The sequence below is a fragment of the Pseudomonas syringae genome, assembly GCF_001698815.1.
GTDB lineage: Bacteria > Pseudomonadota > Gammaproteobacteria > Pseudomonadales > Pseudomonadaceae > Aquipseudomonas > Aquipseudomonas syringae_A.
In genome coordinates this window covers 165,530-185,450 of record NZ_LGSI01000037.1, presented here as the reverse complement: position 1 = coordinate 185,450, position 19,921 = coordinate 165,530, and the positions used below count along the sequence as shown (strand labels likewise).

General features: G+C 59.7%; 15 protein-coding genes. 4 read left to right on the top strand and 11 right to left on the bottom strand.

Going from position 1 to position 19,921, the window contains the following annotated elements; translation table 11 throughout:
- Positions 1-150: 150 nt before the first annotated feature.
- The 5 genes from ycaC to AFK24_RS10645 form a co-directional block, all read right to left on the bottom strand.
- Positions 151-774: an isochorismate family cysteine hydrolase YcaC gene (ycaC, locus tag AFK24_RS10665; RefSeq protein WP_065833200.1), complete on the bottom strand. Its 624-nt coding sequence runs from the start codon at positions 772-774 to the stop codon at positions 151-153.
- Between the two features lie 35 nt (positions 775-809).
- Positions 810-2,648: an amidohydrolase gene (locus AFK24_RS10660; RefSeq protein WP_065833212.1), complete on the bottom strand. Its 1,839-nt coding sequence runs from the start codon at positions 2,646-2,648 to the stop codon at positions 810-812.
- A 145-nt stretch (positions 2,649-2,793) separates the two neighbouring features.
- Positions 2,794-3,426 (bottom strand): antibiotic biosynthesis monooxygenase, encoded by a 633-nt coding sequence (locus AFK24_RS10655; RefSeq protein WP_065833199.1) that lies wholly within the window; start codon positions 3,424-3,426, stop codon positions 2,794-2,796.
- On the bottom strand, positions 3,419-3,835 hold the full coding sequence (locus AFK24_RS10650) for a DoxX family protein (protein WP_065833198.1): 417 nt from the start codon (positions 3,833-3,835) through the stop codon (positions 3,419-3,421). Before AFK24_RS10650 ends, AFK24_RS10655 begins: the two co-directional genes overlap by 8 nt.
- Positions 3,836-3,968: 133 nt before the next feature.
- Positions 3,969-4,889, bottom strand: coding sequence for a LysR family transcriptional regulator (locus tag AFK24_RS10645; protein ID WP_065833197.1), 921 nt, complete (start codon positions 4,887-4,889; stop codon positions 3,969-3,971).
- Positions 4,890-5,215: 326 nt separating this feature from the next.
- Between AFK24_RS10645 and AFK24_RS10640 the strand changes: the two genes are divergently transcribed.
- Positions 5,216-6,538, top strand: a complete 1,323-nt coding sequence (locus AFK24_RS10640; RefSeq protein WP_065833196.1) for an OprD family porin — start codon at positions 5,216-5,218, stop codon at positions 6,536-6,538.
- Here the strand turns inward: AFK24_RS10640 and AFK24_RS31560 are convergent, their stop codons facing one another.
- Positions 6,539-7,255, bottom strand: coding sequence for a helix-turn-helix domain-containing protein (locus tag AFK24_RS31560; protein ID WP_065833195.1), 717 nt, complete (start codon positions 7,253-7,255; stop codon positions 6,539-6,541).
- Positions 7,256-7,484: 229 nt separating this feature from the next.
- On the opposite strand from AFK24_RS31560, the gene AFK24_RS10630 reads away from it, so the two are divergent.
- Both AFK24_RS10630 and AFK24_RS10625 read left to right on the top strand, forming a co-directional pair.
- Complete coding sequence (locus AFK24_RS10630; RefSeq protein WP_065833194.1) at positions 7,485-8,309, top strand: alpha/beta fold hydrolase; 825 nt, start codon at positions 7,485-7,487, stop codon at positions 8,307-8,309.
- 63 nt (positions 8,310-8,372) lie between these two features.
- Positions 8,373-9,035, top strand: coding sequence for an HD domain-containing protein (locus AFK24_RS10625; protein WP_065833193.1), 663 nt, complete (start codon positions 8,373-8,375; stop codon positions 9,033-9,035).
- Between the two features lie 131 nt (positions 9,036-9,166).
- On the opposite strand, the gene AFK24_RS10620 is transcribed toward AFK24_RS10625, so the two are convergent.
- From AFK24_RS10620 to AFK24_RS10605, 4 genes are all read right to left on the bottom strand, one after another.
- Positions 9,167-14,713: a trifunctional serine/threonine-protein kinase/ATP-binding protein/sensor histidine kinase gene (locus AFK24_RS10620; RefSeq protein ID WP_080482120.1), complete on the bottom strand. Its 5,547-nt coding sequence runs from the start codon at positions 14,711-14,713 to the stop codon at positions 9,167-9,169.
- 17 nt (positions 14,714-14,730) lie between these two features.
- Positions 14,731-15,096 (bottom strand): response regulator transcription factor, encoded by a 366-nt coding sequence (locus tag AFK24_RS10615; protein ID WP_065833191.1) that lies wholly within the window; start codon positions 15,094-15,096, stop codon positions 14,731-14,733.
- A 94-nt stretch (positions 15,097-15,190) separates the two neighbouring features.
- Entirely contained in the window at positions 15,191-15,805 is a 615-nt protein-coding gene (locus tag AFK24_RS10610; RefSeq protein ID WP_065833190.1) for a response regulator transcription factor, read from the bottom strand.
- Between the two features lie 24 nt (positions 15,806-15,829).
- A complete protein-coding gene (locus tag AFK24_RS10605) occupies positions 15,830-17,401 on the bottom strand; it encodes an ATP-binding protein (RefSeq protein WP_065833189.1) in 1,572 nt (523 codons plus the stop codon).
- Positions 17,402-17,819: 418 nt separating this feature from the next.
- Between AFK24_RS10605 and AFK24_RS10600 the strand changes: the two genes are divergently transcribed.
- The gene (locus AFK24_RS10600) at positions 17,820-19,028 is read left to right on the top strand and encodes an MFS transporter (RefSeq protein WP_065833188.1); all 1,209 of its coding nucleotides are present in this window, start codon (positions 17,820-17,822) and stop codon (positions 19,026-19,028) included.
- A gap of 9 nt (positions 19,029-19,037) precedes the next feature.
- Here the strand turns inward: AFK24_RS10600 and AFK24_RS10595 are convergent, their stop codons facing one another.
- On the bottom strand, positions 19,038-19,907 hold the full coding sequence (locus AFK24_RS10595; protein WP_080482118.1) for an AraC family transcriptional regulator: 870 nt from the start codon (positions 19,905-19,907) through the stop codon (positions 19,038-19,040).
- Positions 19,908-19,921: the final 14 nt, after the last annotated feature.

Genomic DNA, 19,921 nt, shown 5'->3' with positions numbered 1-19,921 from the left:
CCAATCACTACGTGTGGCGACTGGCCTGACACCTTCGCGGGCAAGCCTCGCTCCAACGGATCGGATCGTTGTTGAAAGCGCGCCTTACAAAATCACCCACATAAAAAAACGGCGCCGCTCTCGAAGGAGCGGCGCCGTTTGGTCAGGCAATTACTTGGCAGTGAGCGCCGAGTAGCTGTTCATCAGGTTGCGGTAGTTCGGGATACGTGGCGACAGCAGGTTGGCCAGGCCTTCCATGTCGTTGCGCCAGTCGACCTGCAGCTCGCAAGCGACCGAGAACCAGTTGACGAGCTGAGCGCCAGCGGCGGTCATGCGCGCCCAGGAGGCTTGCTGCACGGTTTCATTGAAGGTGCCGGAAGCGTCAGTCACGACGAACACTTCAAACCCTTCAGCCAGTGCCGACAATGTCGGGAAGGTCACGCAGACGTCGGTCACAACACCCGCGATGATCAGTTGCTTGCGGCCGGTGGCTTTTACCGCCTTGACGAAATCTTCGTTGTCCCAGGCATTGATCTGGCCTGGGCGCGGGATGTACGGCGCGTCCGGGAACAGTTCCTTGAGTTCTGGAACCATCGGGCCATTCGGACCGTTTTCGAAGCTGGTGGTCAGGATGGTCGGCAGTTTGAAGAACTTGGCGACGTCGGCGAGGGCCAGAACGTTGTTCTTGAACTCGTTGGGCTGGAAATCCTGAACCAGGGAGATCAGGCCCGTCTGGTGATCCACCAGCAGAACAACTGCGTCGTCTTTGTTGAGGCGCTTGTAGGGGGTGCTCATGGTTGACTCCTTTGAGATTTACGGTTGTCTGGTAATCAGAATGCGAAACACGAACAGCCAAACGCACCCCAGAATCCCTGGAAGTCGCTGACCGGGACGCTGGACATACGAGCGCGCTCGTGGCTGTGGGAATGCACGGTGCACGGGCCCGCGCACTGGTGAACCTGGGCCAGCATCGGCGAGTTCTGGCGCCAGTGGCCAGGCACTTTGACCACCGGCGACCAGTCGGGCAGCACAGGTACGCTGGGCGGTGCGAGCTTTTCGAAATCGCCGCTGCCGTACACCACCTTGCCGTCCACTACGGTCAGCACCGACTCGATCCACTTGATGGATTCCTCGTCGACGCTGAAATAGTCCGCCGACAAGGCCACCAGATCGGCCAGCTGACCGACCTTGATCATGCCCTTCTTGCCCTGCTCGGACGAAAACCAGGCGCTGCCATGGGTGAAGAGCTCAAGCGCGATGTCGCGGGACAGGCCTTCCGGATACAGCTCCAGCCCGCCAACGGTGCGGCCGCTGACCATCCAGTACAGGGAAGTCCAAGGGTTGTAGCTCGACACTCGAGTGGCGTCGGTGCCGGCGCCGACGGGTACGCCTTCGGCCAGCATGCGCTTGATTGGCGGCGTGTATTCGGCAGCCTTGGCCCCGTAACGCTCGACGAAATACTCGCCCTGGAAGGCCATCCGGTCCTGAATCGCGATACCGCCACCCAAAGCCCGAACGCGTTCGATATTTTTCGGTGTGATGGTTTCGCAGTGGTCGAAGAACCACGGCAGACCGTTGAACGGAATGTCGCGGTTGACCTTCTCGAATACGTCGAGCATGCGCGTGATGGATTCGTCGTAAGTGGCGTGCAGGCGGAACGGCCAGCGATGCTCAACCAGATGGCGCACCACAGGTTCCAGGTCCTGCTCCATGCCGGCCGGCAAATCCGGCCGAGGCTCGAGGAAGTCCTCGAAGTCAGCGGCGGAGAAGGCCAGCATTTCCCCGGCACCGTTATGGCGCAGGAAGTCGTCGCCCTGATGCAGCTGAACGGTGTTGGTCCAGTTCTTGAAGTCGGTGAGTTCTTCCTTCGGCTTCTGGGTGAACAGGTTGTAGGCGATACGTACGGTCAGCTGCTTTTCTTTAGCGAGTTCTTCGATGACGGCGTAGTCATCCGGGTAGTTCTGGAAACCACCGCCCGCATCAATGGCGCTGGTCACACCCAGGCGATTGAGTTCGCGCATGAACTGACGCGTCGAGTTGACCTGGTATTCCAGCGGCAGCTTCGGCCCTTTCGCCAGGGTCGAGTACAGAATCATCGCGTTAGGCTTGGCCACCAGCATGCCGGTTGGATCGCCATTGGAATCGCGCACGATCTCGCCACCCGGCGGATTCGGTGTGTTGCGGGTGTAACCGGCGACACGCAGCGCGGCACGGTTGAGCAAGGCGCGGTCATAAAGGTGCAGCACAAATACCGGTGTATCTGGCGCGGCCTGGTTGAGTTCTTCAAGGGTCGGCATGCGTTTTTCGGCGAACTGGAATTCGTTCCAGCCGCCCACCACACGCACCCATTGCGGCGTCGGTGTGCGGTCGGCCTGATCCTTGAGCATGCGCAAGGCATCGGCCAACGACGGCACGCCTTCCCAGCGCAGTTCGAGGTTGTAGTTCAGCCCGCCACGGATCAGGTGCAAGTGCGAGTCGTTGAGGCCCGGGATCACCGTGCGTTTTTGCAGATCGATCACCTGCGTCGCGCTGCCGCGCAGCGCCATCACTTCAGCTTCGCTGCCCACGGCGACGAAACTGCCGCCGCTGATGGCCACCGCACTGGCGGTTGGCTTTTCACGGTCGACGGTATGGAATTGTCCGTTGTACAGAATCAGCTCGACGTTCATAGCGGTTCCTTCGACAGAGGATTGAGAAGCACCGGCATAACCGGCAAAAGGCAAAGAGGGAAACAGCGCGGCTGCGGCACTGAGCAGCGTGCCCTTGGCGACGAAGCGCCGTCGCTCCAGATCGGTTTTGTCGTCGCTCATGGCGTTACTCCACGGGTTTGTTTTCCGGAGCAGCATTCAGCCATGGCGCGAACAGGCGCGTTGCTGCGGGCATCAGGAGGTAGACCACCAGCAGGACGATGGTCACGGTGACCAGTGCGGTGCTCACGACGTAGTTGGCGAGAAACGGACTCAAGGTAAACACCGGATGCCAGACCAACGGAATCAGCAAGGTCAGCGGGCAGATCACCAGGAAGGTCACGCACGCCTGCTTCCAGCGTGGCGGCGGCGATTTCGACGTTTCCGTGGTAGGTGTGAACCAGAATTCGTTGAGCGGATTGACCTCGGTGTGATCGCCGTCGGCGAGCATCGGCTGGGCTTCTGCCACCAACCGGCTGCGTTCGTCGGAATCCAGCCAGCTCTGCATGGCGTCGGTGGAGTGAAAACGCAGCACGCAGGTAAACAGCTGCAGACCGTCGGCCTTGCTGCGGATTACATCCACGCCGAGATGCCCCGGATAGCTGCCGGCAATCGACACGATGCGCCGCAGCCAGGCTTCATAATCGGCCTCAAGCCCGGCCTTGATCCGGTGCTTGATGACCAGGGTGACCACTTCGTTGAACACTGGCTGGCTGACCACAGCCGCCTCGGCGGTAAAAAGTGAAGGTGCATCAGACATAACGTACCGCTCCGCTAAAACGTGCGTTGAGTGCCAACCGTCCCGGCCCGGCCATAAACACAGTAGTAAAGATGATCAGCAGCAGCCAGCCGAACTGCCCCTCTTCCAGGCTCCATTGCGGATGGACGACCAGCAGGGCCACCAGCAGCACGACGATGATGGGCAGGCATGACAGGCGCACGAACAGTCCGGCGGCGATGAAAATCGGGCACACCACTTCGGCGAAGATCGCCAGGATCAAGGTCAGGCTTGCGCCCATGTGAAAGGGATCTTCGATAAGCGACAGCTGCGCCTGGAAGTTGAGCAGCTTGGGCAGCCCGTGAACGATCAAGAGGAACGCGGCGGCGCTGATCCGCAGAAACAGCAGACCAATATCCTGAGCGTTTTTTTCCAGTGTCGAATTATTCATGGCGCCACCAACAAATGGGGGAATGGCCAGACCACGATTCGCGTGTCCTAGCCAACTCTGCATTTGATAGTGCCCATCGAGGCGCGTTAAAAATTGAATGGTTGTGCTTTCTTTGCCGAACAGCCCTTAGGGGCTAGGGCGCGACGTCCAGTGCCTGGGACATGAACTGGCTGATCCGCGCGCGCAGCCAACGCTCGGCCGGATCGTTGTCGTGCACCCCGCTCCAGACCATCGACAGCTCGGCTTCGTTGATCGGAAATGGTGGGTCGTCAGCGCGCAGGGCGCAGCCTTCAACCAGCGCGCAGGCCGCGTAATCGGGAACCGTGGCGATCAGCTCGGTGCCCGCCAGCAATGCCCGCAGTCCGTTGAATTGCGGGACCGCCAGCACCACCTTGCGCGCCCGCCCGACCTTGGCCAGATCCAGGTCGATGTTGCCGCTCAAGTCGCCCGAGAACGACACCATCGCATGGGGTCGTGCGCAATATTCGTCGAGGGTCAACGGCCCGGGGCGGGAGTCGCCACGCAGCACTTTGCAGCCGATATCGCGGAGTTTCTTGCGCTTGGCGTTGGCTGGCAGGTCAGTGGTGTAGCTGACGCCTACCGAGATTTCCCCGGAAGCCAACAAGGCTGGCAGCAACAGGTAGTTGGCCCGTCGCACCACCACAATGATGCCCGGCGCTTCCTCGCGCAGCTGCGTCAATAGCGGCGGCAGCAAACCAAACTCGGCGTCATCGGACAGCCCGATGCGAAACACGTCGGTACTGGTAGATGGGTCGAAATCCTTGGCCCGGCTGACGGCTCCGGAAATGGTGTCCAGTGCGGGCTGGATTTCCTTGAGAATGTCCAGGGCCCTTGCAGTTGGTTCCATGCCCCGGCCATTGCGCAACAGCAGCGGATCATCGAACAGATCCCGCAGCCGCGCCAATGCCGCGCTCACCGCAGGCTGGCCCATGAACAGTTTCTCCGCGACCCGGGTCAGGTTTCGCTCGAACATCAAGGCTTCAAAGATCACCAGCAAGTTGAGGTCAACACGGCGCAGGTCATTGCGATTCATGAAATGGGTCCAGAACGAAGGAAAATGAAAAGGCAGCCAGGCTTATCTGCTGCTCAAGTAAGCATTGCCGATGGGGGCTTGCCTTGTACGCGCGTGCTTTTGATTCGCATAAATGCCCCGTCATTCTGTAGGACCGGCTTTAGCCGGGAGAACGCCCTCCCGGCTAAAGCCGGTCCTACAGAATGACGGGGCAAGCCTCAGCTCTAGCACCCGCAGACAATTTTGCGCACAGCCCGTCAATTCATGCCACCCCGTTCCTGTCAGATTGAGCCGCGCTTGCCGGACATTCGGGTCAGCGTAGTCGCTTCACTCAAAAGGGCATGAATATGCGCAACCGATTTACCCTGCTGACTTCCCTGGCGCTGCTGGCATCAGGTCAGGCTTTGGCTGTCCATGCCGAAGCACAACATGGCTTTCTTGAGGATTCGACCCTCAATCTGTTATCGCGAAACTTCTTCCTGCAAAACGATTACCGCACCGGGCATGAGCAGAAGAACTACAAGCAGGAGTGGGCACAAGGCTTTATTGCCAATCTCAAATCCGGCTTTACCCAGGGCGAGATTGGCGTTGGCCTTGATGCCCACGGCTTCTATGGCTTGAAGCTGGACAGCGGGCGCGGGCGTTCTGGTACCGGGTTGCTGCCACTGGACAGCCAGGGCCGCGCCGAAGATGACTATGCCAGCGCGGGTGCTGCGCTCAAGCTCAAGTATTCACAGACCACCCTGAAATTCGGCGAAATGGAAGTCGAAACGCCGGTGTTCGATACGGCCGACAAGCGTTTGCAGCCGGAATACGCCACCGGATTCTTCCTCGACAGCCAGGAAGTTCAGGGCGTAAGACTGGTGGCCGGGCACTTCACGGCGTTCAAGAATCAGGATGCCTCGACGACTCACGGTGACTTCGACGGTTACGGTGCCAGTACGCGCAACGCCAGCATCAGCCTGGCCGGAATCGAACTGTCGGGCGACGGTCCGCTGGGCGGTTCACTGTATGCGTCGCAGCTCTCGAACACCTGGCGCCAGTACTACGGCAACCTGCACTTTACCCGGCAGCTGTCCGCAGACAGCTCGTTGCTGCTGGACAGCAACCTGTACCGAACGCTGGACACCGGCAACGCCGACGCGGGCTCGATCAACAATACCGCGTACAGTTTGTCGGCCAAATATCGTCTGGGCAGTCAGGCGCTCACCTTCGGCTATCAGAAGATCGACGGCGACACACCGTTCGATTTCGTCGGCGGCGATTCGATTTACCTGGCCAACTCAATCAAATATGCCGACTTCAATGGCGCGCACGAGCAGTCTTATCAGGTTCGCTATGACCTGAACTTCGCAACGCTCGGTGTTCCGGGCCTCAAGTTCATGACCCGCTATGTGACCGGTCGGCAGATCGACGGGACCAGGGCCCAGCAAAGCGGCGCCTACAATCCGTTCGACTCCGACATTGATCGCTACGTGCCGATTCAAGGCAAGGGCGGCCGCCACTGGGAACGCGATATCGACCTGAAATACGTGGTGCAATCCGGCCCCGCCAAAGACCTGTCGCTGGACATTTCCCATGTATCCCACCGAGGCAATACCGCTCAGGCGGGCGACGATATCGATCGGTTATATCTGGTGGTTGAATACCCGCTGGACCTGCTCAAGTAATCAGCCCGCGCGACGGCTGGCGACCGGCAGTGACCGGCGCCAGCTGAACGGGGTCAGGCCGATGACGCGGGTAAACACCCGAGTGAAGTGCGATTGATCGGCAAAGCCACAGTCCAGGCTGATCCGGGAAATGGTCAGCTGCGTTTCAGTGAGCAGGCGCTTGGCCTTATCCAGACGCATCTGCAAGAACCAGTCGCGGGGCGAGACACCGGTATTCTTCTTGAAAGCCCGGGAGAAATGGCTGCGCGACAACGAGCACTCGCTGGCGATCTGGGCGATGGACAAGCCGCGATCCATATGGCTGGCCATCATTTCCTTAGCGCGCCGTTCCTGCCAGGGCGACAAGGCTATTTTTTCGCAGGGCGTTCTTTCGTTCTTGAGCGTCTCGCACGGTGCGGGCTTTTCGAAGTGCGTGGACAGATGCGAACACAGCACCAGCATGGCCCGATCCACCGAATCCTCGACCTCACCCTGCCGATTGCGCAGCGCTGGCAATAACGAGCAGATCAATTGATAAGCCAGTGGCTCAATGCCGGAGGAAGCCGGCTCAGCTGATTCAAGCAAGCTGATGCGCCGAGCGTCTGCCTCGTTGCGCGACCACGACTTGATCAGCTCATCCAGGGCAGACGAAAGCCGCGCCAGCGTTTGCGGCGATGGGGTCTGGGCGGCGGCAGAGGATTCGATCTGACGTAAGGGCGATGGGCTGACGGTATTCATTTCAGACTCTCCTGATCAAAAGGGGTTGGTCAGGTTCCGAGTCTGGAGTTGGCAGTCCTTAAAGTCCTTCTCCGGACATTAATCGTTCTGAAGCAGGCTATGGCGCTCGGTTATGGGGCGATCAGCGGCTGTCCGGTTAAGAACATTTCAGGTTGGCGCCAAGGACTTGAGCGAACTGGCGGCCTACTGTTGGCCTTCTCATTTTGTTCTCGAATCTCAGGAGAAACTCATGCCCACGATTACTACCGCCGACGGCACGCAGCTTTATTACAAGGACTGGGGCACCGGCCAGCCGATTATCCTCAGTCATGGCTGGCCGCTGAACGCCGACATGTGGGAATACCAGATGAACTTCCTGGCCGCGAACGGCTTTCGGGTGATTGCCCCCGACCGTCGCGGCTTCGGGCGTTCCAGCCAGCCATGGCAGGGTTATGACTACGATACCTTCGCTGATGATTTGCACGCGCTGATCACAACGCTGGATCTGACTGACATCGTGCTGGTGGGCTTCTCCATGGGCGGCGGCGAAGTGGCACGTTACATCGGCCGCCACGGCACCCGGCGTATCGCCAAAGCGGTACTCGTCAGCGCGGTCACCCCGCTGATGATTCGTCGCGAGGACCATCCCGAAGGCATGGACCCGGCGATCTTCGACGGCATCCGCGCCGGGCTGCTCAATGACCGCGCAGGCTTCCTCGACGCGTTCGGGCCGATCTTCACCGGCAGCGACCAGCCGGGTTCCTCAGTCGGCAAACCGATGCTGGACTGGACTCAGTTCATGGCCTTGCAAGGCGGCATGAAGGGCACGCTGGATTGCGTTGCAGCGTTTTCCGAGACGGATTTCCGTTCCGACCTGGCGCGCTTCGACGTGCCGACGCTGGTCATCCATGGTGATGGCGATGCCGTGGTCAACATCGACGTGACCGGCAAGGCCGCAGCGGCACTGGTCGAGGGCGCCGAACTCAAGGTCTACCCTGGCGCACCTCATGCGGTGTACTTCACCCACAAGGATCAGCTGAATCAGGATTTGCTGAACTTCGCCCAGGCCCGCTGAACCCGCGACCTTGACCCGTCGCCGCGACGGGTCACAGGTCCGTGAAACGGACGACCGTGAGGTATGCACGTGAGGGACGACAATAACAATGACATCGCCAGCATTCGATTGCCGGACAGCCCTATGGCTCAGGCGGCTGTCGAACTGATCCGCGATGCGCACTCAACGCTGATGCTCAACCACTCGAAACGGGTGTTCCTGTTCGCCACCTTGATCGGCGAGCAACGCCAGGTCCCGTTCGATGAAGAATTACTTTATGTCGGTGCGCTGTTCCACCGCGTGGGCCTGACAGCACGGTATCGACGCTCGCAAAACCGCTTCGAAATCGATGGTGCCACTGCCGCACGGGAGTTTCTCAAGGGTTTCGGCTGCTCCCATGACGATGCCCAGGAAGTCTGGGACGCCATTGCCCTGCACAGCACTCCAGGCATTCCGGAACACAAATCCCACCTCGTCGCGCTGATCGCTGCCGGTGTCGATACCGACCTGTACGGACGGCATCGCAATGCGATAAGCCCTGCGGAATTGACGCAAATCCTTCAGGCCTTCCCCCGCGAACCGGGCTTCAACGCCAAGTTGCTCAATGCCATGGCCGCGGGCCTCAAGCATCGTCCACACACCGCCTTTGGCACCGTGAACGCCGATGTTCTCGAACGCCTCGATAAACAATACAAGCGGGCTAATTTCTGCACCCTGCTGCTGGAAACGCGCTGGCCGTTTGAATAATGGCCCTTGCAATTCGTTGTAGCGAGGCTTGCCCGCGAATCGATTTACCAATCACTACGTGTGGCGACTGGCCTGACGCCTTCGCGGGCAAGCCTCGCTCCCACGATATTGATGATTGTTCGGACGACGCCCTACACCGGCAGGGTAAACACAAAAACCGTTCCCCTGCCGCGTCCGGCAAACGCATAAAGCCCGCCGTCATGGGACTCGATGATGGATTTGCAGATTGCCAGGCCCATACCCATGCCTTTTTCCTTGGTCGTGTAAAAGGCGTCGAACACGCGCTCGAGATTCTCCTCGTTGATCCCGGCGCCATTGTCCTGGACGCTGACCACCACATAGTCACTGCCCACCGTATCGCAACTGATCGACAGGTGACGGGGGCCGTCATGGACGTCGCTCATGGCCTCCATCGCGTTCATGATCAAGTTGAGAATGACCTGCTGCAGCTGCACCGCGTCCCCTTCGATGCTCAGCTGCGGCCCGCTGCTTTGTCGGATCAGCAGCACCTGCCGGTGCTCGATTTCACTGGCGGTGAGCTGCACGACCCGGCGAATCACTTCGTTGATTTGCAATGGCTGTCGAGTGGACGGCGTCTGGCGGGCCAGTGATTGCAAGGCCCGCACGATGTCGGCCGCGCGCTTGCTGTCGTTGACGATGTCGCCCAACCCCGCAAGGGCTTCGGCAACCACCGGCGATTCCCGCTTGAGCCAGCGCACACTGGCACTGGCATTGGTGATGATGGACGCCAGAGGCTGATTGATTTCATGGGCAATGGACGCTGCCAATTCGCCCATGATCGTCGCCTGCGACACCGTGGCCAATTCCGCTCGTGCGTGGCGCAGCGCTGCTTCGGTGGTGCGGCGTTCCGTGATATCGCTGGCGACACCGACAAAGACATCTTTATCGTCACTGTCCGGCTCGCCCAGTAATTCCAGGTGGCGGATGCTGCCGTCCGGCATCACCAGACGAAACTCATGCTGGAAGGCGCTGCTGGTGCGCACCGCTCGGCTGAGCATCGCGCTAAACGCGCTCAGGTCCTCGGGATGGACGAGTCGCTCCAGCTCGTGCAGTGAAGGCGGCGTCGCCGCAACCGACAGTCCCCAGACCGCAAACAACTGATCGGACCAGACTGACTCATCCCTGCCAGCATGCCAGCGAAAACTCCCGGAATGACCGATGCGCTGGCCCAGCGCCAGGGAAGCCTGACTGGTGCGCAAGGCCGACTCGATCGCCCGGCGCCGGGTGTTTTCTTCGACCAGCTCAGCGTACAACCGGGCGGTTTCCAGAGAGATCGCCGCCTGTCCGGCCAGCAGTTCCAGGACCGTGGTGCGATTGGAAGTGAATACGCCTGGCGCGAGGTTGTTTTCCAGATAAAGCACGCCGATAACCTGGCCCTGTTTGACCAACGGCAGGCATAACACCGAGCGCGCCTGGCGTTGGTGAAAATAAGGATCATCGACAAAGTCACTGGCTTGCATGGCATCGTCCAGCACCACTGATTGCCGGGTACGCATGACGGTGTACAGCAGAGACAACGGCAAATGCTGCGCCGACGGCACTGACACCGTCAGATCGATCTCGATGCCGCTGTCCTGCGCCCGGCCTCGGGCAGAAATCTGCGGCTGATCCTGTTTGACCAGCAGCAACAGCGCCTGCTGTGCGCCAGCGTGAATGATCGTGTTAGTCAGCAGCGTACCAATCAGCCGGTCCAGGACAATTTCCTCGGACAAGGCTTGAGACGCTTTCATTACCGAGACCAGATCCAGCGTGTCCTGCCCGCCGGAAATGCTGATCGAAGGACGGGACACCGAAGCCTGCTCGCGCAGAAAACCGGCACGGGCTTCCAGGTTGGCGACCTTGCCATGCGCGCCCCAGCGCTGATAGCAATCCCGGGCACTGCGCATATGGCTGCGCGCCGAGGTGAACAATCCACGGGTGTGATGGAATTCGGCGGCCAGTTCATGGGCCAACGCCTGCACATGCACGAAGCCGGCATTGGCCGCTGCGGTGATCGACAGCTCATACAGGTCCAGCGCGTTGAGCGTATCCCCGGCCACTCGGGCCATTTCCGCTTCGACCAGTAACGCCTTGTCCCGGAATACCTGCGGATTGAGCGCCGCCCATTGGTTGAGCTTGTCCAGATGAGGCGCCATGGCCGCCAGAATCCGGGCAGAATCCAGCGTACGGTCGCGCCCGCTGGCGAGGTTGAGGGCGCTGAAAAAATGCAATTCGAGCAAATGCACATGCGCTGGCGTCGACCAGGCCAATGCTTCGGCTTTTGCCAGGCAGTGGGTTGCACCGGTGAAATCGCGGTACAGATAGTTGGAAATACCTTCGAAAAGCCACCACCAGAAGGCTACCGGCGTCATGGCACTGTCGCGACCGGCACAATCCTGGGGCGCGCTGGGCGCCAGACGTGCAACCGGCCCTACGCGTAATGCCGCGACAAAGCGCGCCTGAGTCTGCAACACGGCTTCAACGTCGCGAAAGCGCGCGCGCCGGGAGAACTCCAGGCCGTTGTCGACTTCCTCCTGCACGCGCTCCAGGTATTCACCCATGACCAGCAGGTCGGAGACGATGTGGTTGCAGGCATAACAACTCATGCTCAGATTGCCGGCGGTGTGACTGCTGGCAAATGCGGTGCGGGCGTAACCCAGGCAATGGCTCAGCGGCTGAGTCCAGACGCTGACCTGATCAAGTGCAACCAGCACCATGCTTTCGGCACCGTCATAGCCGTGGCGCTTGACCAACTCATGTGCCAGCTGGGCGTACTGCGCCCCTTCCTGATAAAGCCCTTGTCGCTGCGCAAGCACCACACCAAACCAGGCGAATCCTGACGCCGATGCGGCACAGATTCCGTAGTCGAGGGATAGCTCCGCCATCTCGCAGGCGACGACGAACAGCACATCCTGATCAGTAAAGGACGCCGGGGCGATCATGCTGGCGAGCATACCCACGGCGGCCTCGAACGACGCGTCCTGCATCACCGGCAGATCGATCAGCGACGCGATTGACCGGTTTCCAAGCGTTTGCAGCAGGAGTTGATAACGTTGCTCAATTTCCTCTCGGTCGGTCTGCGGGGCAATCTGGATGCCGAACATCCGCAGCCCTTCCAGCGCCGTGGTGATGGCTTCGCGGTAACAGGACGAGAGGACCTGCAACTCGACCTTGAGCATGTAGATCGCCGCGCGCTGCACCACGGAATCGATGTGCTCCAGTAACTCGGCGAGAACGCGGCTGGCCGGCTCGAACTGCGCATCGAGAATCAGGCACTGCGCCTGAAGCAAACCGGCCTCGTAGCTGATCGCTGCGTGTTGCTGCCAGCGTTGCAGACGGGTCAACGACCTGACGGTTGCCAGGTAACCCAGCGCAGACTGAATCGCCGCAGCCTTCATTGCCTGCCGCGCAGCGCGCAACAACAGGTCGCTGAACAGCTCGACCTCGGCGGCGTCCGGCTCGTCGGGCCGCACCCGCTGCAAGTGCGAGGCAATTTCGAAAATCTGGTCGGTGCGCCCTTCCCCGTGCAGGTCCGCAAGGAGAATCCGGGCGATTCGCGCATGTTCGGCGGGCCGCATCGCAGGTGGCGTCAGGCGGTACGCTGATTCCTGGACACGGTCGTGATAAAAGGCAAAGCCATGGCGGCTCTCGGTCAACAGCCCGGCCTGCACAGCGATCGCCAGGTGGCGACGCAAAGACTTCTCTACAGTGCTGCTGATTCGCGCCAGCGTCTGGATATCGACAGAGGATCCGATACACGCCATCTGCCCCAGCAACGTACGAGTCTGGGACGGCAAACGAGCCATTCGCGCCACCATCAGATCAATCACGTTATCGGCGCAACGATGGCTATCGATGGCGTCCAGATTCCAGGTCCAGCTCGCTTTGGTACGGTCCATGACAATCAGCTGTTCATCGAACAGGGTGCGTAACAACTGGCCGATGAAGAACGGATTGCCGCTGGTTTTTGCATGAATCACCCTGGCCAGCAGCATGCTTGCGGCCGGCTCACATTCCAGTGCCTGCCCGACCCACTGGCAAACATCGTCCAGGCACAGGGTCGATACCCTGATTTCGGTCAAGCGCGTCGGGCTCTCGCGCAGCGCCGCCAGGAAGTCTGAGAACATCGGCATTTGCTGGACCTCGACGTCCCGATAGGCACCGATCAACAGAATGCTTCGATAATGACCGGCGCTGAACGAAGCAATAAAGGCCAACGTCGCATCGTCCAGCCATTGCAGGTCATCGAAAAACAGGATCAGCGGGCGTTGTGGGCTGGCGAAGCTGTTCAGGAAGCGATGCAAGACCAGGTTGAACAGGTTCTGGGTGTCATTGGCGGGAAGATCGGCCAAGGGCGCCTGCGGTCCGAGGATCAATTCGATTTCCGGTACAAGATTGGCGATCAACCGGCCGTGACCACCGAGCGCAGCCAATAATTGCTCGCGCCAGCGTTCGAGCTCGTCGCCGCTCTCACCGACCACCCGCATGATCAATGAACGCAGGGCCTGGGCCAGCGAGGCATAAGGCGCGTTATATTGCGCCTGGTCGAATTTCCCTGAGGCAAACAGCACCCGATTCAGCGCCAGATCCTGCTGGAGCTGGCGAACCAGGGTGGTTTTGCCGGTGCCTGAAGAACCCGAGAGCAGCACCATTTCACAGCTGCTGGTATGGCTGACTCTGGAAAACACCGCATGCAGCGCCTGCAGCTCCTCGCAGCGGGCAATCAATCCCCTGCGCTCGTTGCCTTGGGGTAAATCACGCTGCAGGGCCGGCTCGAACGCGGCGATGTGCTGAAACTCGCTCCATTGCGCCAGGCATTCGCGCAAATCCATTTCCAGCCTGAAGGCAGTTTGATAACGGTCGGCGGGGTTCTTGGCGATCAGCTTGAGAATCAGCTGGGCCAACGGCATGGGAATGGAATCGCGAAATTGTCGTGGCGACGGTGGTTGCCTGGCCACGTGGCAGTACACCCACTCCACCGCGTCGCTGGCTTCAAACGGCAACTGGCCGGTCAGCCATTCATAGAAGGTCATGCCCAAGGAATACAGATCGCTGCGTTCATCGGCCTGACGATCCACTCGCCGCGCCTGTTCCGGCGACATATACGCCAGTGTGCCGCAGATCGAGTCCGAGACGCTGTGCGGGCCGCCAGGCTGTCGCTCGACCGTCACGCCAAATCCGGTCAGGCGCACGAAACCGTCGTCACCCTGAATGAAATTGCTGGGTTTGATATCACGGTGCAGTAGACCGTTGCCGTGAGCCTGACTAAGGGCGTGTGCGGCGCCAATGGCCAGCCGCAGGAACAGGCTGATCGACAGGCTGCCGTCCGCCACTTCGTGCAGGGATTTGCCACCTGGATCGTTGGCGACCAGCAGCGGGCCGTCCGGCGTGTGCAGGACCGCCAGCGGCATCAAGGCCCAACCGGGATCCAGCCGAGGCGCGATTGAAAATTCATGTTCGATGCGGCGAAAGCCACTTTCGACCAGTCGGGCCGAGCAGCGCGCAATCAGCCAGGTGGGTGAACAGCCAGGCACATGCACCCGGTAATGATCGATCTCGCCGTCGGCATACAGCTGTTCCCAGGAAAGCAGCGCCAGCCATTGCAGGCTGAAACCTTCTGGTTGCTGGTCAGGGAGGCCCCGCATACTCAACGTTGGCTCTGCTCTGATGCCACTCATAACGGGTCCTTACATGCTTAAACTACCTTCTCAAGTGCCTGCTTTATCGATTCAAGCAACGCTTCCTCGGAAAATGGCTTGTGCAGGAAACCCAGGGCGCCCGCATCGCGCGTGCGCCGCACGGTGACTTCATCGTCATGTGCGGACATGCAGCAAACGCCAACTGTTTTGCGCGCAGCTTTCAATCGCTCAAGCACTTCCAACCCTTGCATGCCTTTCATCTTAAGATCGAGCAATACGCAGTGCGCTTCGTCGCTTGCGGATGAAGCCAGGAACTCTTCCCCCGAAGCAAAGCCCACAGTGCGATAACCCAAAGACTTGAGAAGATTGCCAAGGCCATTTCGCACGGAAGCGTCGTCATCAACAACGCAGATGAGGATCATAGGCTGAACTTCATGACAGGAAAAGTAATTAGAGGACAATACGCTCTTGATTCAAAGATAGGGATTGTCTCTATGTATAATTGTGCTGTTTTAATCAATTCACGGGAGCCACTTGTTCCCACATCTTGACCAGCTCAATCAAAGTTCGCGCATTCATTTTTGTCATTATGTGCCGTTTATGCACTTTGGCGGTTATTTCGCTGGTGCCCAACTCGTGGGCAACCTGCTTGTTCATCTTGCCGGTCACCAGTTGTGCCATCACCTCTCGCTCGCGGGGCGTCAGGGTTTCAAAACGGCGCCGGATGCTTTCGACCTGAACGCGCTCGATCAGCCCGCGCTCATCGTATTCGAGCGCCTGGCGGACCACTTCGAGCAACTGATCCGGCTCGAAGGGTTTGGTCAGAAATTCGTGGGCGCCGGCCTTGATGGCTTTGACCGACATCGGAATGGTGCCGAAACCGGTCATGAAAATAATCGGGAAACGATGCCCGCGGCGCAGCAGCTCCTCTTGCACGTCAAAACCGCTGGCGGCGGCAATATTGACGTCCAGCAACAAACAGGTGGGTTGCTCGGCGAACGCCTGCTCCAGAAACTCGTCAGCCGTCGCAAAGCACTGGGCGCTGAGGTCGGCCGAGCTCAAGAGTCGAGTCAGTGAAGAGCGAATCGAGCTCTCATCGTCGACCACATAAACCATGGATGTCGCAGGCATAAACAGTAATCCGGGAACTTGGTGCTACTGGCTGGTCGCCAGGACGCGTTGATGGTTACGGTGAAACTGATCCAGTTCCTGCTCCACGTGGGTCGCGCGCAAGGTGCTCAGCGAAGCCTGCGGTGCGCTGATTGCCAGCAGTTCGATGCGTTGCCCTGATGAACGCGTCGATGTTGCCGTGCCCGGTGCCTGTTTGAGCCTTTGCACGAGACAGGTCCGGGTCGCGCCCAACAGGCGGTAGAACTTGAACGGTCCTTCGGCCAGCACTGCCAGCAGGGATTTGAGCGCCAGACCGACAATCGCGTCCATGACCTGCGCTCTGGAAATATCCAGGGACTGCGCGACCTCGCAAGCCTGATCCAGGGTAAACCGCCCGTCAAGCACAGTGATCCGCCCCAGCACCTGACGTTCGTCGTGGGTGAGCAGGCGGTAACTCCAATCCACCGAAGCCTGCAAGGTCTGATGCCGCTCCGGCGCGCTGCGTAAACCACCGGCCAACAAGTGCAGGTCGTCCCGCAGGCTGGCGAGAAGCTCATAAAGCCCCAGTGCCGACGCCCGGGCAGCCGCCATTTCCAGGGCCAACGGGATGCCGTCGAGGGTACGGCAGACCTGCGCAACCAGCTCGACGCTTTGGTCATCGAGATTGTCGCTGGCATCGCTCGGAAAGCAGGAGTCCAGTGCGCGCAATCGGGTCAGAAACAGCTGTGCGGCATCGCTGCGCAAGATGTGCGCTCGATCGGTGCCCGGCTCCGGTACGTCCAGGGGCGCGACATTCATGCTGCGTTCCCCATTGATACGCAAGGCTTCACGGCTGGTAGCAAGGATTTTCAGGGTCGGGCAGCGCTGGGCAAGATGCGCGCACAAGGTTGCCACGGCTTCGATCAAATGCTCGCAGTTGTCGAGGACCAGCAAAGGCTCTACCTCGTTGAGGCGGCCGACCACCACGTCGAGCATCGACTGCCCCTGAACGCCATCGACATCCAACGCACAGGCCAATGCGTCGATAACCCGCTCGGAGCAATTAAGTTGCCCCAGCGCGACAAAACACACCGGCAGCGATTGCGTCCGGGACAGCCGATGAGCAACTGCCACTGCCAGCGATGTCTTGCCGATGCCGCCTGAGCCGGTCAGGGTCAGCAACGAAGCGCTTTCCAGGGCCTGACACGCATCGTCCAGCGCCGTTACCCGACCAATCAGCGCAACGTCATGGGGCAAATTGCTCTTTCGCAGCATCGGACAGCCGAATGGACTGGACAGGACACTTTCGTCAACGCCTGCACTGGCCGGAGAGTTCTGCGACAGATCTTCATCGCCGCTGATCAGCATGTAGCCGCGACCCGCAATGGTGCGAATCAGGTCGCGGTCGGTTCCCAGCGCCTTGCGCAGGGCGGAAATGTGAACCTGCAGATTGTTTTCTTCGACAACGGTTTCGGGCCAGACTTTTTGCAGAATCTCGTCCTTGGTCACCAGACGACCAGGACGATTGATCAACAGCTCCAGAATATCGAACGCCCGCGCACCAATGCGCAGCGCCGTTCCACACTTGAATACTTCTCTTAGTTCCAGAGATACATGGGCTTGACCGAGACTAATCATTCTATTCACGCTGTCCTTAGGGTGGCGGTGATTTTCTGCCGCAACACGGCAGTGCCCTGGGGATCGATCGCTATCAAATGGCATTCATCACTGACGGTAAACCCTATATAACCCGGTAAATCCAACGCCCGATATTATCTATAGGGATAGTCCAGGTAAATACCCGAATATCACGAAGTTTGAACTGCGCACAATAATACAATTAAATAGCGGTTTAACTTGAAGTACTAGCTATGCGCCACAAACGCTTTTTATATCCGCCAGCGCGGCGAACCAACCGTTGCACCGCCCGGAGTGCGCTTTATGCAATGCTCTGTTGCGCAGGCGACGGATTCTCCAACCCGATACGTTCGCCTAATGTGCGTTCCATACCGGTTCCAGGCGGAACTGCCCTCATCACAGACATGAGCCAACGTGCATGACCCAATCGAGCGTTACACCGCTGCATGCCTCGCAGCACACCCTGACCCGCGGCCTGGTGCTGTTGTTTGCGTTTTGCTGCGGGGCCATTGTGTCCAATATTTATTACGCGCAACCCATCGTTGAACTCATTGCGCCGGACGTGGGTCTATCGGCCCATAGCGCCAGCCTGATCGTCTCCCTGACCCAGATCGGTTACGCCCTGGGGTTGCTGTTTCTGGTACCGCTGGCCGACCTGCTGGAAAACCGCAAGCTGATGATCGGCACCGCCGTCATTGCCACCGGCAGCCTGTTCGCCGCCAGCATGAGCCAGCACCCCAACGGTTTCCTGATGATCTCGTTGTTGATCGGTTTCAGCTCGGTGTCGGTGCAGATGCTGATCCCGCTGGCCGCGCATCTGGCCCCGGAAGAAACCCGCGGTCAGGTCGTCGGCAATATCATGGGCGGCCTGTTGCTGGGCATTCTGCTTGCACGTCCGGTTTCCAGCCTGATCGCCGATCACTTTGGCTGGCGTGCGGTATTCATGAGCGCTTCAGTGGTCATGCTGGCGATCATTGTCTTGCTGGCGTTGACCATCCCGAAACGTGCGCCCGATCACAAGGCGAGCTACGGCCAACTGCTTGGCTCATTGATCACTCTGCTGCGCAAGCATTCGGTGTTGCGTCAGCGCTCGCTGTATCAAGGCCTGCTGTTCGCCGCGTTCAGTCTGTTCTGGACCGCTGCGCCTATCGAGCTTTCGCGCCACTTCGGCTTGTCGCAAACACAAATCGCCCTGTTTGCGCTGGTCGGTGCCATTGGTGCCATCGCGGCGCCAATTGCCGGTCGACTGGCCGATGCCGGGCATACCCGACGCGCTTCACTGGTGGCTCTGACGCTGGCACCGATTGCGCTGCTGATTGGCCTGACGCAACCCGGCTACACCGTCATTGGTCTGGCGGTTACTGGCGTGCTGCTGGATTTCGCGGTGCAGCTGAATATGGTGCTCGGCCAGCGCGCCGTCTACGCGCTGGACCCCGCCAGCCGTGGCCGCTTGAACGCGCTCTACATGACCAGCATTTTTATCGGCGGTGCCGTGGGTTCGGCGGTGGCCAGCAGTCTTTATGAACAAGCCGGCTGGCACGGCGTAGCGCTGCTCGGCGCTGGATTGCCGCTGATTGCACTGGGGGTGTTTTTGCTGAGCGGGCGCCGAGAAAGAATCGCGGCCTGATCCCCAGCCTCAATTCAATAAAACGATTGCTCCGCGCTGCCGGGCCCGCCAGACGCTGGGGCTGGCCCCAACCAGACGAGTGAATACTCGCGTCAGATGCGGCTGATCGGAAAAGCCGCATTGCCCGGCAATCACCGCTAATGGCAGCTGCGGTTGCGCCTGGAGCAGTTCCTTGGCCTTCTCGACACGCATTTGCAGCAACCAGGTGTGTGGGGCGACGCCGGTAGCTTGCTTGAACGCCCGGGAAAAGTGACTGCGCGACAATGAGCATTCCTGGGCAACACGCTCCACGGACAAATCCTTGCCCAGGTTGCCGGCAATCATTTCCTTGGCCAGGCGCTCCTGGCGAGGGGTCAGCGTGGTGGTGAATTTGCCAGCAGTCGAGGCAACCCGTCCGTAGTGCTGAATCGAATGCGCGCACATCGCCAACAAGATGTGATCGATGAACAATTGATTGGCCTGATCTGGATGCTGCAACGCGGGCAGCATGGCCTGGGCCAAGTGATAGAGCGCCGGGTCCTGAACGCCTTGCTCGTAACGGAAACCGTCGATTTTGCGCCCGTTGTTCTCTGCCTGGATCTCATCCAGGGTTTGTCGGGGAATGTTGAAGCGCAGATTGTCATACGAGGCGCGATGCTGGCAGCGCAGCTCATCACCCATGAACGGCAGAGACACGCTGCCTTGTCGATAACCGCCGGAGTAACTCAAACGTCGCCCGCGCCACAACCGGTGCTCGGCAAAATCCTCCAGCTGGACGATGATCGAAAAGGCATCGGCGCAAGGGATATCAATGATTTTGTCGGGGTCGGGACAGGCGTGAACCACCCGCGTGGCAGCGAATTTTTCGCTATTCAGATGAGCAATCGCGGGGGCGTTCACAGCGTTTATCTATC